Here is a 14,822-nt window from a genome sequence, read left to right as displayed (position 1 = left end):
TTCTACCCGTCGCAGAGCAACACAGCGAAACGCCCCCGTAGCTCAGGGGATAGAGCAACGGCCTCCGGAGCCGTGTGCGCAGGTTCGAATCCTGCCGGGGGCACCCTTCATGAGGTGCCTGAAGACCCTGACATAAGTGGAAACACTGATGTCAGGGTCTTAGCGTATCTGTAGGCGTATGCCATCAGGAAAGGGCGGGAGTCGGTCTCACCGGCTCCCGCCCTTTCCCATGGCTCTCGGCCTTCTCCCGCTCCGCGTTCGCGAGGCCCTCCGTCACGCTCGTCAGGCCGTATCGATGTCGCTCTTGGTGGGCCTCAGCCCCTCGGGGCTCCGCCTCCCCCACGCCGGTACCGCTCCCCCACCGCGCCCTGGTCCGTCTCCCACCAGGGGCGGGTCAGTTCCGGGTGCGGCGCCTTGGTGTCGGCCGGCGTCCCCGTGGCGTCCGGCACGGCCGGTGCACTCGGGGGGACCGGCGCCGCCGCCGTCGCCAACTCGCGGTCCAGTCGGGCGTCCAACGCCACCGTCCTGCCGCGTTCGGAACGTACCCACTCCGCGAAGACCGCGATGAGGAAGGGCAGGCCGATCAGCTCGGCGAGGGTGAGCATGAGGCCGCCGCCGATCATCTGGTCGCGCTGCGGGCTGGGGTCCCAGGGGCGGTGGTGGGCGGTGTACCAGCCGCCGGCGACCAGGGTGCCGCTGGTCATCACGACGATGCCGGGCACGGAGTCGACGAGCCCGTCGACGAGGACAAGGAGGGCCCGTACCGGATGGCTGCACCATGTGGGCAGCAGCTCCTCGCGGGTGAGCATCGGCAGGACGAAGAGGGTGCCGACGACGAGGAGTTGCAGGTACATCAGCTCGTGCAGCGGGCCGTGTCGCAGCGCTGTCGTGAAGTACGGCGTGAAGTAGATCGCCAGCTCGGAGGCGAGCACCAGGACGGTGCTGACCAGCGGGAACGTCAGCAGGCGCAGCAGGCGGCCGGAGAGTGCGCCGCGTAGTCGGCGGGCGGTCGGCGACCGTTCGCCCAGGGCCCGTAGCGCCAGTGCCAGCGGGTCGCCGAGCGCCAGGCCGAGCGGGGCGATCAGGTCGAGAACGATGTTCTGCACCGCTGCCGGCCAGAACAGTTCGTGGTCGTAGACCGCCAGCCCGGACATGGTCGCCACGGTGATCGCGCCGAGCCCGATGCCCGCGAACGCCGCACTCCGGGCGACCGGCCATCGTTCACCGCGGCGCGCCAGCCGTACGACGCCCCAGGCGTAGAGGCCACCCAGCAGCACGACCAGGGCGAGGGCGTACGGGTCCAGTTGCCAGCTGTCGGCCAGCCGTGCGGCGGTCAGCTCCGGCAAACCGGCGGAAAACGGTGTCGGTGTCACGGGTCACCACGCTAGACCTGCCGCCGAGCGGGGCGCGCGCGGGGCACCGGAGGCTGCGGGAGCCCTGGTCAGCGGTGGCGGCTGGGGCGGGTGATGCCCGCGCGGGATGCCTGCTTCGTGCGGACGGGGCCCGCGCTTTTACGTTCCTTGTCGCTGTCCGCCCAGCGCTTCGGCTGCAAAAACAGCAGCTCGCCGGTGCCCGGGACCAAGGCCGCGCCGCCGAACGGCTCGTCTCCGGCGAACCAGACGCCCGCCTCCAGCTCCGGCCAGTCGGAGCGGCCCAGCGGATCCTTCGCGCGCAGCGTGGGGGCGTCCTCGTGGCGTCCGCCGAGGCGGAGGTAGAGGGTGTGGGACGCGTACTGGCCGTCCTTCTCCACCGGGGTGCGGAATTCCAGGGGATAGGTGCGGAGCACCCGCGCGCACTTACGGGTCAGTGCCATGCGTTCCCGGAACGCCAACAGGACGATCAGGCCGCCGAAGAGACCGATGAGGGCCAGCGGGATCAGGTAGGTGTTCTGGAACACGAGCAGCTGGACCCAGAGGAGGAAGAACACCGGGAAGAATTTCAGGAAGCTCTTCGTGGCGGTGGTGTAGTGGTACTTCAGCGCTCTCCCGAAATCCGTGCCGTCGGTCGGGTAAGGGGCCGGCACGGCCTTCCGGAGCCTGGCTCGCACGCGCTCTTCCGGGGTCATCCGAAGGGGCTCCTTTCTGCTGCGTCGGGGGCGGCGGACGGTCCGGAATTCCCGTTCGCCGCGGACTCCTCCGCCGGGTCCGTGAAGGACACCGTGCGGGCGACGCCGAGCAGCACGCCGCGGTAATCCTGGGCCCATTCCACGGCGGGGGTGACCAGTTGCAGCATGACGATCGATGCGTTGCCGGGGCGGGGGATGGCCACCGTGCCCTGCCAGACGGTGCCTTCGCGGGATTCTTCTTCCGTTCCCTCTTCCGATCCCTCGGGGGGAGCGGCCGGTGAAGGCGTGCGGCGGACGGTTTCCCATACGTATCCGGTGCCGACGGGGATTTCCACCGGGACGATGCCGTCGGCGCGGCTGGTTCCCGTGCTGTCGCCGCCCAGGAGTTGCATCAGGACGGCGTTGGGATTGGCGCCCGTGGTCGCGACGGTGGAGACCGTGAGCACGGACAGGGTGGGTTCGCCGTCGTCGTCGGGGTGCATTCCGAGGGCGCACCCCATCACCTCGCGTTTCCGGAGCATGGTGAGGACGGACGCGTAGAGCCGGAATATCTGGTCGGCGCGGTCGCGGTGCTCGGGAGGCAGCAGAGTGATCTGGCGGGCCGCCTCCTGGATTCCCTCAGGGGTGGGCTGGAGGTCCAACGGGAGGTAGCCGTAGGGCAGTCCGTACCAGAATTCTGGTTTCGGTTCGGCCGCTGTCGTGTCGATAAGGCCGTTCACAGACGGATGCCCCTCACCATTTCTGCTACGTCGGTAATGATTTCGGTGGCGCCGCCCTTCAGACCGGTGCCGGCGGCGACACCCTTGGTGACCTCGGCACCGTCATGCCCCAGGCCGTCCTTCGGGAGCACTCCGAGGCTTTCCATGGACGACGCCATGTTGGCCGCCACGTTGACGCCGTTGATGCCGTACTGGAGCGCTCCGGTGGCAGGCGCGGTGGCGACGTCAAGTGCCTTGTAGCTGAAGGCCGGCACGATTTCGCTGCCGAATTTGCCCATTTTCGAGCCGAGCGACATGGCTTCGCCGCCTTCGCGCGCGACCGCCGCCGCGAGCCCCGCCTCGCTGCCCGCCCGGGCGAGGGCACCGACGCCCGGCACCATGCCGAGGGCGTCGCCGACCATGGAAGCTCCGGCGAATATGCCTTCCTTCCAGCCGTATTTGCCCGTCAGAGCGTCCCTGAAGTCCTCGCTGGAGAGGTTCTTGGCCATGGACACCGCGCTGGCGGCGACCGCGATACCCGCGAAGAGCGGCGCCAGCGGCGTCGGGAGCAGCGCCAAGAGACCGGCGATGGCGCCAATGGTTCCGGCGTGCTCGACGAGGAAGTCGCCGAGCCACTTGAGTCCTTCGCCGATAGCGCTGAGCGCTTTGCTGAACCAGCCCGGTTCCTTGGGGGCCAGTTTGTCGTCGGCCTCGTCGAGCTTTCCGGCGACGTCGTTGGCGCGATGGCTGTGCAGGTCTTCGAGTTCGCGTGCCTTTTTCAGGACGTCGTCGTAGGCGGTGTTGGCGTCATCGACCTGCTTGGACGCTTCGTTGAGCGCTCGTTCGGCGGCCCGCAGACGGTCCGTGGCGGCATCCGCCTCCGCCTGGCTGGGGTATTCCTTTCCGCCGAGCTTGAGGTCCGGGTCCGCCTTGGCCGCGTCGTAGCGCTTCTGGGCGCTGTCGGCGTCGGTCTTCTTCTCCCGCGCGGCGTCATCGTATTTCTTCGCCAGATCGCGATGGGAGGAGAGATCACCTTCCCAGCCCTTGAGGCATTTTGCAGCCTTGTCCAGGGAGTGGCCCGCGTTCATCACGGCCACCTTGAGGTCGCCGTCGACGGTGTCGCGGAATGCGCTGGCGGCGTCGCCCTGCCAGCTGGAGCTGGCGCCGAGGAGGTAATCGATCTGCTGGTAGCAGTTGTTCAGGGTGTCGGCCGCCGCCTTCACCTTGGTGTAGAGACCGGTGACCGATTCGGGGAGTCCGGGGACCGGATTCCAGCCCAGACTCGGATAAGGATTTGCGGCCATGGTCAGCGCTCCCCCGCATTAGTGGCTGCGGTCTCTTCCATCTTCTTGAGCGCCTTGGAGAGGTTTTGCTCCATCTCCTTGTAGCTCAGCGCGGTCTTCTCCACGCCTTCGTCGACCGCCTCGATCAATTCCTTCAGCTCGCTGGTGCCGTACTTCCACCGCTCCTGGAAGGTCTCGCACGCCTCGTCCAGCCGTGCCGTGCCGATCTGTTCGGCACTGACGGACGAAAGGGCTTTGCGTGTGCTCTCCAGATCCGAAACGGATTTCTTCAACACGCGGCCGAATGACCCAAGTTGTGTGAGATCCATCTTGAACTCGTCGGACACCGGTAAACCTCTCCTCCCCCAGCAAACGAAGTGAACATACGCCGCACGAGGGGCAATTGGGGCACCCATGCACCGCCCGGCGTGACGTCAGGATAAGATATAGCAACTATCAAGTTCTTGTAATCTCCGACCTCGGGAGACGGTCCTTTCCCGGTGTCGATGGCCTGATGTTCGAAAAGGGGGACTTTCTGGTGAGGTCTGCGGCGTATACGGTTCCGGACACAGTCGCCTTCGAGGATGCGGGAACACGGTCCGCCTGGGCCGCGGAGCGTCGGCGGGTGCGGATACTCCTGACGTGCTGGACGGTCGGGTGGGTGGTGTTCTTCATCGCGCTCACCCTGCTCGACGGGTTCGGGGTCATCTCGCTGTCCGACGTGAAGTGGAGCGGGCGCAGGGGGCGTGGCGGCGGGAATCTGATCGGTGCGATCGGAGCCATCACCCTGCTCGTCTACATCTGCTTCCTCTACTACTACGTGATCTCCCTGCGCGCCCTGAAGCGCATCCGCCGCCTGCTGGAAGCTCACCCGTGGCGCCCGGTGGCCGCGGTGCGGCGGATTCCGCGGAACAAGGACATCGGCGTTCCGGTGCGGCTGCGCCTCGGGGACGCAGACGAGTGGACCAGGGACATGTCCACCCGTGGGACGCGACCGCGGCGGCAGTGGCCCAAAGCACTGGAGCAGGGGGCCTGGCACGCCGGGAATCTGGAGGGTGCGGGTGTGCTCGCGCTGCCCGGTGGCGGGCGTCCGATGGAGATCAAGCCTCGGTGAGGTGACGGTGTGCAGGGTGCGGGGCGCGGGCCGGTGGTGACGGCCCGCGCCCCGTTGCCGTTTCCGGGCACGCCCCCGCTCAGGCCCCGCCCACCGGCTCCAGGTCGATGTCGTGCCGCAGCTCGCCCGCTCCGGCGCGTACGGAGAGGAACGCGGCGCGCGGCGGATGGGCCGAGCCGGAAGCGATGAGGGTGTAGCTGCCGGGCGGCACGGCGGGGATGCGGTAGTGGCCGCCGGTCGCGCGGCTGGTGGCGCGGCGTTTGCCGCGGGCGTTGACGATGGTGATCCAGGCGTCGCAGCCGCCGGGGTGGTCGGTGCAGCGGAGGGTGCCGGTGACCGTGGTGCCCGTCGTGCGCGCGCCCGGGGCGAGTTCGGTGCGTACGGCGGGTCCGGGAGTCCCGGCGGCCATCGTGACCCGCGCGGCCGAGGCGCCGCCCACCTCCCGCGGATGCGCCGCCCGATTACGGGCCGCCCAAGCCGCCAGCGCCTGCTGGGTACGGCGATCGACGGCAGCCGCGGCGGAGACGGGTCGCGGCGCAGGCGCGGCGGGTGTCGCAGCGGCCAGGGTCAAGCCGCGCTGTTCCGCGTACGCCGCCAACGCCTCGTCCAGAGCGGCAAGTTCATGCAACGCCGTACGCAGCCGGTCCGCGCGAGGTCCGGACGGCCCCCGCAGGTGGGCGGCGAGGTCGCGGAGGAGAGGGCCGACGCGGGTCCAGGTACCGGGTGTCGGGGCGCCCGCGGCGTGCCGGTCGAGGGCGTGCAGGGAGGTCGTGAGGGTGGTGAGGATCTGGCGGACGCGGGCGCTCAGGTGGGGAGCGAGGTCGAGATCGGTGTCGGCGGCCGCGGCGAGGGCACGGGCGTGGCCGGTGGCGTGGGTGAGGAGGGCGAGGCGGTTCTCGGTGCCGCGGCCGCGGATGCCCAGCGGCATACGGATCAGCGGCCGCAGGACGCCGTGGACGGGGAAGAGCGCGGCGTCGATGGCGCGGGCGGCGCCGCGCAGCCGGACCGGGGCGTCCGGCTGGTCCCAGCGAAGGGCGATCTGGGCGAGGAGGTGTTCCATCGCGGAGAGGTAGCCGCGTTCGGCCTCCTGGGCGAGGCGGCGGCTGGAGACCGGGAAGATCAGCGCGGCGCAGGCCGTGGCGGCGAGGACGCCGAGGCCGTTGTCCAGCAGGCGTTCGGCGAGCAGGCCCTCCAGGGCGTCGTTCGGCGTGGTCATGCCGTAGAGCTGGGTGAGGGCGGTGACAAGGCCGACGACCCAGTACGCGTAGCGGCGTTGCATGCCCCAGGAGCCGGCGGCGAGGCCGAGGACGATGACGGTGAGGGTGGCGTAGACGTGGCCGGGGCCGATGAGGCGGAGCAGGAGGATGCCGAGGACGGCCCCGGCGACGGTCCCGGCCATGCGGTGGACGAACTTCCGCAGCCGTTCGTGGGTGGTGCTGGTGCCGAACAGCGTGATCATGACGCCGACCAGGCCCCAGTAGAAGCGGCGCGGGTCGATGGCGTCGGTGAGCGGGCAGACGAGCGCCGAGGCGACCGCGGCGTGCAGCGGGACGCGCAGATACGGGACGGCGCGGCGCCAGCCGTGGTCGCTGCGGGCGGCGACGACGCGCCGGGCGACCTCGCCGGTGCCCGCGGGCTGCCCCTTCTCCAGGGCGACGGTCGGCCGGAACGGCACCTCGGCGCGGGCGGTGGGGGTGTGGCTGCCGAGGTCGAGCCAGTGGGCGAGGGAGTCGGCGAGGGAGTCCAGCAGGTCGCCGACGCGGCGGGCGAGGGCCGCGGCCTCCGCGTCGGCGGGTCCGGCCTGCGGATCGTCGAGGACGAACGCGGCCTGCTGGCGGATGAGTTGGGCCGCCGGGTGGAGCGCGTCGGCGCGGCCGAGCGGGGTGTCGCGGGCGATGACGAGGCCGACGACCATCGCCTCCCGCAGCGGGGCGGGGACCTGGAGGCGGGTGAGGTGGGTGAGGGCCTCGCCGATGCCGCGCAGGGCGAGTTCGGCGTCGAAGAGGTGGCGGTGGAGGAGTTCGGCGGCGACCGGGTCGGCGGCGACCTCGGGCTGGGCGAGACGGCCGTCGATGGTGACGGTGGTGGTGTTGAGGCGGCGCAGGCTGCGGCGCATCCGGGCGATGGCGACCTCGTGGTCGGCGTCCGGGTCGAGGGCGGCGGTGGCGGCGTCCGCGACGCGACGCGCCTCGACGACGAAGGCGCGCTGGGTACGGAGCAGGTCCTCGCGCGGCATCGGATAGCAGAGGAGCAGGCGGGCGGCGAGGACCGCGGCGGAGGCGGTCAGCGCGACGACGAAGAGCTCACCGCAGAGGGCGAGCGGGACGGCGGCCATCATGCCGACCATGAAGGCGTTGAAGGTCATCATGCCGGTGAGCAGCGCGAGGGTGCCGAAGCGGGCGAGGAGGAAGGTCAGCGCCAGCGCCGTCACCATCAGGGCGATCTCCAGCAGCCGGTCCGGGCGGAGCCAGGCGGCGACCGGCAGGGCGGCGGAGTACGGCAGCGGCATCCACAGGGTGGCGCGGGCCAGCCGCAGCGGCGTGTTCTCGGCGATGACGAACGCGCTCATCAGGCCCATCATCCCGGCCACCGTCATGGCGAGGACGGCGGGCAGGTCCAGCGCCACGGACATGCCGTAGCCGGTCGCCAGCGCCGCGGTCATGGAGACCAGCGACCGCCACCCGGACTGGAGTTGACCGAGCCCCGGATCGGCCGCGAGGACCCGATCCCACCAGCGTCTGGGCCCGGCGACGCGGTACGGGGCGAGCGGGCCCGTCCGGGGCCGGGGCGCGGGGCCGGGGCGGTCGCCGTCGGCAACTGCGGTGGTGTCCTGGGTCGTGGCGGCGGCTGGGGTGGTCAATTGACCTCCGGTTCGGGGGCGTGGGGCGGGGGTGCGACGGCGCGGTGGGCGGCCAACTCGGCGGTGCAGTACGGAAGTTGGGGCGCGGTGCACGATGCGGGGATATGGCCGTGGGCCGGGGCGGGGCCGTCGGTGCGACGGTGGGGCCGCGCGGGGCCCGGGGCCGCGCGCCCGGTGCGCATCTCGCCCGGCGCCGGGCCCCGTTCGGGCTCCGGCGGCAGCGATAGATGCATATCGCAATCATATACGCCGACGGGGGCGGCCCTCGGGGATTCGGTCCCGGGGGCCGCCCCCGCGGGGCGGTGCGGCGCGGTCGGTCAGCCGGTGACGCGCCAGCTCAGTTCGGTGGTGAGAAGGGAGCGCAGGGACGGGTCACGGACCGCGTCCGTGGCGTCGGTGGCGCGGACGGTGACGGTGTGCGGGCGGCCGTCGGCGGGGACGCCGAGGGCGGCGGGGCGCACCGTGGTCGCGCCGCGCGCCGAGCGGGCCTCACGGCCGTCGACGTACCAGTGCGGAACGGCGCCCGGCAGCGGGGTGACGCGGAGCGAGCCGCTCCGGGGGAGCGGCCGCCCGGTGGGCACCTCGGCGGTCAGCGTCTTGGAGTGGCGGTGGAATCCGGCGATCATCGCCTCGCGGCCGGGAAGATTGAACTCCTGCCCCAGGGTCCGCATGATCGAGTTGTCGGTGGGGCGGTTGATCCCCTTCTCGTAGTAGCCGCCGCCCTCGTACGCGCCGACCGTGCCGCCGTCCGGGGACTCCTGGCCCAGCCAGCGGAACCACTTCTTCTGCTGGGACTTCATCGCGTCCGCGCCGAGGGTGGAGATGTTGGAATCGGTGGGCTCGGGGCCGGTGTAGGTGCCCTCCTGCCCGTAGTCGTACTCGTCGGCGAGCTTGCCCAGGGAGTGGCCGGTCTCATGGACGGCGATCTGGTCGGACTGGTCGTTGTCGGACGAGGCGGTGGCGATGCCGTCGTAACCGACCTGCGAGGAGACGGCGTTGTACCCGGCGCCGCCGTACTTGGACGAGTGGCCGAGGACGACGACGAGATCGGCGGCGGGCGCCTTGGCGGCGTACGCCTCGACCTTCGCGGTGTCGACGCAGAGCAGCCGCTCGGTGCCGTTGCAGAAGAAGGCGGAGCTGAGAGCGGTGTTGCGGACGACGTCCTGGGTCGGGTCGCCGGAGACACCGGAGTCATGGGAGACGGCGTCGACGGCCCAGACGTTGAAGAGCTTGGTGTACGAGGCGTACGGCTCGACGGCCGTCATCTTCTCCCACTTGGCGCGGGCGGCCTTGTGGAAGTCCTCCTGCTGGTCGGCGGTGTAGCCGTCGCCGATGAAGACGACGTCGAGCTTGTCGGCGACCGGGCCGTTCCGGACGAGCGGGGTGACGTCGCCGTCGGCGGCGATGGCGGTGCGCGCGGCCGGGGCGAGCGGGGCGGAGGCGGGCACGGTGGTGTGGCGGGGGTGACCGCCGGGCCCGGTGAAGTACTCGACGGGCTGCGCCGACCGGGCGGCTGGAGCCGCTGCCGGGGCCGGGGCCGCTCCGGCGGGCGCGGCGGCGGTCAGCGCGAGGGCGGCGGCGAAGGCCGCCCCGACGGCCGCGGCGGCGCGCAGGGGCGCGGGGCGCCGACGGCCGGGCGGGGTGCCGCGGTCACGCCCCGGGGCGTGGCCGGACGTACGGACGGAGGCGCGTATGCGCATGGATCGATCCTCCCAAGTCCCGCCGACGGTACGGCGGGTGGAGCCGGATGGGCGCGGCTCAATGTAGGGCGCGGGGAGGAGGCGGGCAACGGTGGGCCGTCGAGTGGCCGGGGAGGAGGACGAGTTGGCGGGCGGGGTGGGGCTCGGCCCGGCCGGCTCCCCCCTGGCCCCGGAGACGCCTCGCCCCGGCGTGCCCGTCCGTACCGGAGGCCGGACGAGCGCGCCGGGGCGGGACGCGTCAGGGCGGGGCTCAGCCGCCCAGTTGCACCGGCAGCGAGTCGATCCCGTACACGATGGAGAGCTTGCGGAAGCTCAGGTTCTCCGGTTCGACGGCGAGGCGCATCGTGGGGAAGCGGCGGACGAGGGCCGGGTAGGCGGCGCGCAGCTCCATCCGGGCCAGCTCGGCGCCGACGCAGCGGTGGATGCCGTAGCCGAAGGCGAGGTGGGAGGGGACGTTGCGGTCGGGGTCGAAGCGCTCCATGTCGGGGCCGAGGGCGCCGTCGCGGTCCGCGCCGCTCAGGGAGCACAGCACGATGTCGCCGGCGGCGATCCGCACGCCGCCGATCTCCAGGTCCTCGCGGGCGAAGCGCGGGAAGGCGACCTGGACGACGGTGAGGTAGCGCAGCAGCTCCTCGACGTACCGTTCGACGGCTTCGTCGCCGTCCTTGAGTGCCGCGAAGTGGTCCGGGTCCTGGAGGAGGACGAGGGCGCCGAGCGCCAGCATGCTCGCGGTGGTCTCGAAGCCGCCGGTGAGGACGCCGTCGGCGAGACCGGCCAGCTCCTCGTCGCTGACGGTGTCGCCGTGCTCCTTGACGATCATGCCGAGGAGACCGTCGCCCGGGTCCTTGCGCTGCTTCTTGACGACCTCACGGAAATAGGTCAGGGATTCCGATATGGCGCCGAAGGACGCGTTGGCGCCGCTGAAGAGGTCGAAGCGCGCGGCGCTCAGCCGCTCGAAATCCGCACGGTCCTCATAGGGCACACCGAGGAGTTCGCAAATCACCAGAGAGGGAATGGGCAGCGCGAAAGCCTGGACGATGTCGACCGGTTCGCCGTCCTTGCCGGCCCGCTCCATCGCATCCAGCCGCTCCTCGACGATCTCGTGGATACGCGGGGTGAGGCGGCTCAGGCGGCGCATGGTGAATTCCGGGGTGAGCAGCCGCCGCAGCCGGGTGTGGACGGGCGGGTCGGCGAAGCCCAGACCGCCCGGGTTCTGCTCGGCCTCCGCGCCCGCCTTGCCGACCAGGTGGGTGAAGTCCGAGCTGAAGGCGTTGGCCTTGCCGAGCACCGCCTTGACCTCGTCGTAGCCGGTGACCAGCCAGACGTTCGCGGCTATCGGCACCGGAAGCTTGGTGATGGGCTCCTTCTCCCGGACGGCTCCCAGCTCGGGCACCGGGTCGAGGCCGTCGCGCCGCAGCGGCATCAGCACGGACTCGGGCAGGAAGGACATCCGCGAGAGATCGAAGCCCTTCTTCCGCGTTCTCGCGAGATACAGGCGGCCGGCCCAGGCGATGATCCGGGAACGGAGTGTCGTCATGACGCTCATACTGCCTTTCGTCGGGGAGGGGACGGTCATCCGCACTCGGCGGCCCGGAGGGACCGAGGAAGCGCGGGGCGTCCGCCCGGCGTCCGCGGTGGTGCCGTACGCCGTAGGGGATGTCTTTCCGGCATCCCCTGCCCCTCGCTTGCGGCGGTCACGGCGCGGGTCCGTGACGTCGACCGGCATCGCCGGTCGCCCGCGGCCGGCGTGACGCGCTCGGCCCTTGTCTTTCGCGTCGAGTTTACAAAGCGCCCTTGGCGGCGCCGAGGGCCCAACGGCCCTGATACGCGTCGGGGGCACCCCTGGAATTCCCCTGACCCCCCACCCGACCTTCATCCATCACTCCCGTACCGGCCGAGGCACCACCCTGAACTTCCTTTACCAGGACGCCGATTTCCGGTACGGAGTTGCCCGGAGTGCGGACTCCGGTTCCGTGCGCCGGGGCGTACGCGTCCCCGCTCCCGGTACGCCGACCCGCTGCCGTCCCGTGGAATCCCGCGTTCCCTCGACCCGGCCGCCCGGTGTCGCGCCCGTACCCCCGGAGGAACGAATCGGAATTACCCCCGAAGAAATCGCATTCCGACATGAGCAGCGCATGAACCGACATAACACATATAAGCCGCCTTACTTGCTACGTTGCCAGGCATGACGGCAACGGCCCCGCCCCCGGCCCCGGCGTCGTCCGCCGCCTCGGCGGCGGACCGTCCGCCGCCCCTCCCGCTGGTGCCCCGACGGCGCGGCGTCGAGCTGGTCCTGCTGACCGGCGCGGTGCTGATCAGCGTCTGCGGGTACACCGTCGTCGGGCTGACGGTGCGGGGCGCGGTGCCCGGCGGCGCCGCGGGGTACGGCGCGGGGCTCGGCGCCCTCGCGCTCCTGGCCCATCTGGCGGTGCGGCGCGGCGCCCCGCACGCCGATCCGCTGCTGCTGCCGGTCGCCGTCCTCCTCAACGGGCTCGGGCTGGTCCTCATCTTCCGGCTGGACCTGGCGACGCCGGGCCACCACGCGGCACCGGCCCAGCTGGTCTGGTCGGCGGTCGGGATCGCGCTGTTCACGGCGGCGGTGCTGCTGGTACGCGACCACCGGAAGCTGGCGCGGTACGGGCCGGTGTGCGCGGCGCTGGCGCTGGCGCTGATGCTCGCGCCGCTGGCGTTCCCGGCGGTCAACGGCGCGAAGATCTGGATCCGGCTGGCGGGGTTCTCGATCCAGCCGGGCGAGTTCGCGAAGGTACTGCTCACGGTGTTCTTCGCGGCGCGGCTCGCGGCCCACCGCGCGGCGCCCCCGGCGGACGGCCCCGGCGCGGCGCGGCGCACGGCGCTGCGGATACTCCGCCCGGTCGCCGCGGTCTGGCTGCTGACCGTCGCCATCCTGGTCCTCGAACGCGACCTCGGCACCTCGCTCCTCTACTTCTGCATCTTCGTGGTGCTGCTGTACGTGGCGACCGGGCGGCTGGGCTGGCTCGCGGTCGGGCTGCTGCTGGCGGGCGCGGGCGCAACCGCCGTCGCGGTGCTGGAGCCGCATGTGCACAGCCGGGTGGAGGACTGGCTGCATCCGTTCGCCGGCGTCGCGGCGGGCGCGGGCCCCGGGCAACTGGCGCAGTCGCTGTACGCGTTCGGGGCGGGCGGTCTGCTGGGCACCGGGCTGGGCCGCGGCGACTCGTATCTCATCGGCTTCGCCATGAAGTCCGACTTCCTGCTGGCGACGTTCGGGGAGGAACTGGGGCTCGCCGGGCTGACCGTGCTGTTCCTGCTCTACGCGATCTTGGTGGCGCGCGGCTTCCGGGCCGGGCTCGGGCTGCGCGACCCGTTCGGCGGGCTGCTGGCGGTGGGCCTCGCCTCGCTCCCGGCGGTGCAGGTCTTCGTCATCGCGGGCGGGGTGATGGGGCTGATCCCGCTGACCGGGATGGCACTGCCGTTCCTGGCGCAGGGCGGCTCGTCGCTGGTGACGAACTGGCTGATCGTGGCCCTGCTGATCCGCCTCAGCGACCGGGCCCGACGGCCTCCCGGGGACGCGCCGGACGCCCCGGACGGGCTGCGGGACATGGTCGGGACCGCGGCGGTGGCGGTGGCCGGGCGCGCTCCGGAGGCGGGCCGGTGATCCGCTGCACCCGGCACGCCGCCGTCTTCTGTCTGCTGCTCTTCGTCGCGCTGCTGGGCAACGCGGCGTGGGTCCAGGTCTTCCGCGCGCCGGAGCTGGCCGCCGATCCGGCCAACCGCCGGGCGCAGATCGCGCGGTACGCGGAGCCGCGCGGCGCGGTACTGGTCGCCGGGCGGCCGGTGACCGGCTCGCACGACAGCGGCGGGCGGCTGCGGCACGAGCGGACGTACACCGACGGGCCGCTGTACGCGCCGGTCACCGGGTTCTCCTCGCAGACGTACGGCACCTCGCTGCTGGAGCGGGCCGAGGACGGGGTGCTGTCCGGGACCGATCCGCGGCTGACGGCGTTCCCCTGGTGGGACGGGCTGACGCGGGCGCGGCGGCGGGGCGGGTCGGTGGCGACCACCATCGATCCGGCGATGCAACGCGCGGCGTTCGCGGGCCTGGGCCGCCGGACGGGCGCGGTCGCCGCCGTCGAACCGCGCACCGGCCGCATCCTGGCGCTGGTCTCCACCCCCTCGTACGACCCGGCCCAGCTGTCGGGCAACGGCCGGAAGGTGACGGCGGCGTGGCGGCGGCTGACCGGGGCGGCGCGGCAGCCGATGCTCAACCGGGCGATCCGGCAGACGTATCCGCCCGGTTCGGCGTTCAAGGTGGTCACCGCCGCGGCGGCGCTGGAGGGCGGGTTGGTCGACGACCCGGACGAGCCCACCGACTCCCCCGATCCGTACACCCTGCCCGGTACGGACACCATGCTGGTCAACGAGTCGGACGACTGCGAGGACGCGTCGCTGCGGGAGGCGTTCCGGGTCTCGTGCAACACGGTCTTCGCGCGGCTGGGCGTCGGCGCGGGGCTGGACACGATGGTGCGCACGGCGCGGGCCTTCGGCTTCGACGGGCGGGGGCCGCGCATCCCCTCGCCCGTCGCACCGAGCACCTTCGACACGTCGATGGACCGGGCGCAGCTGGCGCTGTCGTCGATCGGGCAGTACGACACGACGGCGACGCCGCTCCAGATGGCGACGGTCGCGGCGGCGGTGGCCGACGACGGGGAGCGGGCGGCGCCGTATCTGGTGGACGAGGTGACCGACCCGTCGGGGACGGCGCTCGCCGCGGCGGAGCGCCCGGCGCCGGTCCGGGCGATGAGTCCGGCGACCGCCCGGCGGCTCCAGGAACTGATGGTGGACGTCGTCGAGCACGGCAGCGGGCACCGCGCCGCGATCCACGGCGCGGTCGTCGGCGGCAAGACCGGGACCGCCCAGCACGGCGTGCACAACGAGGGCACCCCCTACGCGTGGTTCATCTCCTGGGCACGCCGCGAGGACACCGCCGAACCGGCGGTGGCGGTCGCGGTGGTCGTCGAGGACGCGGCGGCCGACCGCACCGAGATCAGCGGCGGCGGCAGCGCCGCCCCGATCGCGGGCGCGGTGATGCGGGCGGCGCTGCGGTGAGGGGGCGGGTACGGGGC

At 72.1% G+C, this 14,822-nt stretch carries 12 protein-coding genes and 1 tRNA gene; 4 read left to right on the top strand and 9 right to left on the bottom strand.

Going from position 1 to position 14,822, the window contains the following annotated elements; all coding sequences use genetic code 11:
* Nucleotides 1–31 precede the first annotated feature (31 nt).
* Nucleotides 32–103, top strand: a tRNA-Arg gene (locus tag OG422_RS21715).
* 211 nt (nt 104–314) lie between these two features.
* On the opposite strand, the gene OG422_RS21710 is transcribed toward OG422_RS21715, so the two are convergent.
* The 5 genes from OG422_RS21710 to OG422_RS21690 form a co-directional block, all read right to left on the bottom strand.
* Complete coding sequence (locus OG422_RS21710) at nt 315–1,373, bottom strand: cytochrome c oxidase assembly protein (RefSeq protein WP_405744558.1); 1,059 nt, start codon at nt 1,371–1,373, stop codon at nt 315–317.
* A 68-nt stretch (nt 1,374–1,441) separates the two neighbouring features.
* Nucleotides 1,442–2,023, bottom strand: a complete 582-nt coding sequence (locus OG422_RS21705) for a hypothetical protein (protein WP_405744555.1) — start codon at nt 2,021–2,023, stop codon at nt 1,442–1,444.
* 38 nt (nt 2,024–2,061) lie between these two features.
* On the bottom strand, nt 2,062–2,784 hold the full coding sequence (locus tag OG422_RS21700; protein ID WP_405744553.1) for a hypothetical protein: 723 nt from the start codon (nt 2,782–2,784) through the stop codon (nt 2,062–2,064).
* Complete coding sequence (locus OG422_RS21695; RefSeq protein ID WP_405744551.1) at nt 2,781–4,067, bottom strand: putative T7SS-secreted protein; 1,287 nt, start codon at nt 4,065–4,067, stop codon at nt 2,781–2,783. The genes OG422_RS21700 and OG422_RS21695 overlap by 4 nt, the downstream gene beginning before the upstream one ends.
* Before the next feature lie 2 nt (nt 4,068–4,069).
* A complete protein-coding gene (locus tag OG422_RS21690; protein ID WP_405744549.1) occupies nt 4,070–4,393 on the bottom strand; it encodes a hypothetical protein in 324 nt (107 codons plus the stop codon).
* 278 nt (nt 4,394–4,671) lie between these two features.
* Here OG422_RS21690 and OG422_RS21685 point away from each other — a divergent pair, with 278 nt between their 5' ends.
* Entirely contained in the window at nt 4,672–5,160 is a 489-nt protein-coding gene (locus tag OG422_RS21685; RefSeq protein ID WP_405744547.1) for a hypothetical protein, read from the top strand.
* Nucleotides 5,161–5,239: 79 nt separating this feature from the next.
* Here the strand turns inward: OG422_RS21685 and OG422_RS21680 are convergent, their stop codons facing one another.
* The 4 genes from OG422_RS21680 to OG422_RS21665 form a co-directional block, all read right to left on the bottom strand.
* Nucleotides 5,240–8,020: an FUSC family protein gene (locus OG422_RS21680; RefSeq protein WP_405744545.1), complete on the bottom strand. Its 2,781-nt coding sequence runs from the start codon at nt 8,018–8,020 to the stop codon at nt 5,240–5,242.
* Nucleotides 8,017–8,253 (bottom strand): hypothetical protein, encoded by a 237-nt coding sequence (locus OG422_RS21675; protein WP_405744542.1) that lies wholly within the window; start codon nt 8,251–8,253, stop codon nt 8,017–8,019. Before OG422_RS21675 ends, OG422_RS21680 begins: the two co-directional genes overlap by 4 nt.
* An 84-nt stretch (nt 8,254–8,337) precedes the next feature.
* A complete protein-coding gene (locus OG422_RS21670) occupies nt 8,338–9,720 on the bottom strand; it encodes a M64 family metallopeptidase (protein ID WP_405744539.1) in 1,383 nt (460 codons plus the stop codon).
* A gap of 250 nt (nt 9,721–9,970) precedes the next feature.
* Complete coding sequence (locus OG422_RS21665; RefSeq protein WP_221938192.1) at nt 9,971–11,266, bottom strand: cytochrome P450; 1,296 nt, start codon at nt 11,264–11,266, stop codon at nt 9,971–9,973.
* Nucleotides 11,267–11,905: 639 nt separating this feature from the next.
* Between OG422_RS21665 and OG422_RS21660 the strand changes: the two genes are divergently transcribed.
* Complete coding sequence (locus OG422_RS21660) at nt 11,906–13,354, top strand: FtsW/RodA/SpoVE family cell cycle protein (protein ID WP_405744536.1); 1,449 nt, start codon at nt 11,906–11,908, stop codon at nt 13,352–13,354.
* Complete coding sequence (locus OG422_RS21655) at nt 13,351–14,805, top strand: penicillin-binding transpeptidase domain-containing protein (protein ID WP_405744534.1); 1,455 nt, start codon at nt 13,351–13,353, stop codon at nt 14,803–14,805. Before OG422_RS21660 ends, OG422_RS21655 begins: the two co-directional genes overlap by 4 nt.
* Nucleotides 14,806–14,822 lie beyond the last annotated feature (17 nt).

The organism is Streptomyces sp. NBC_01525 (assembly GCF_045040405.1).
Taxonomy (GTDB): Bacteria; Actinomycetota; Actinomycetes; order Streptomycetales; family Streptomycetaceae; genus Streptomyces; species Streptomyces benahoarensis.
This window is presented reverse-complemented; position numbering and strand designations above follow the sequence as displayed.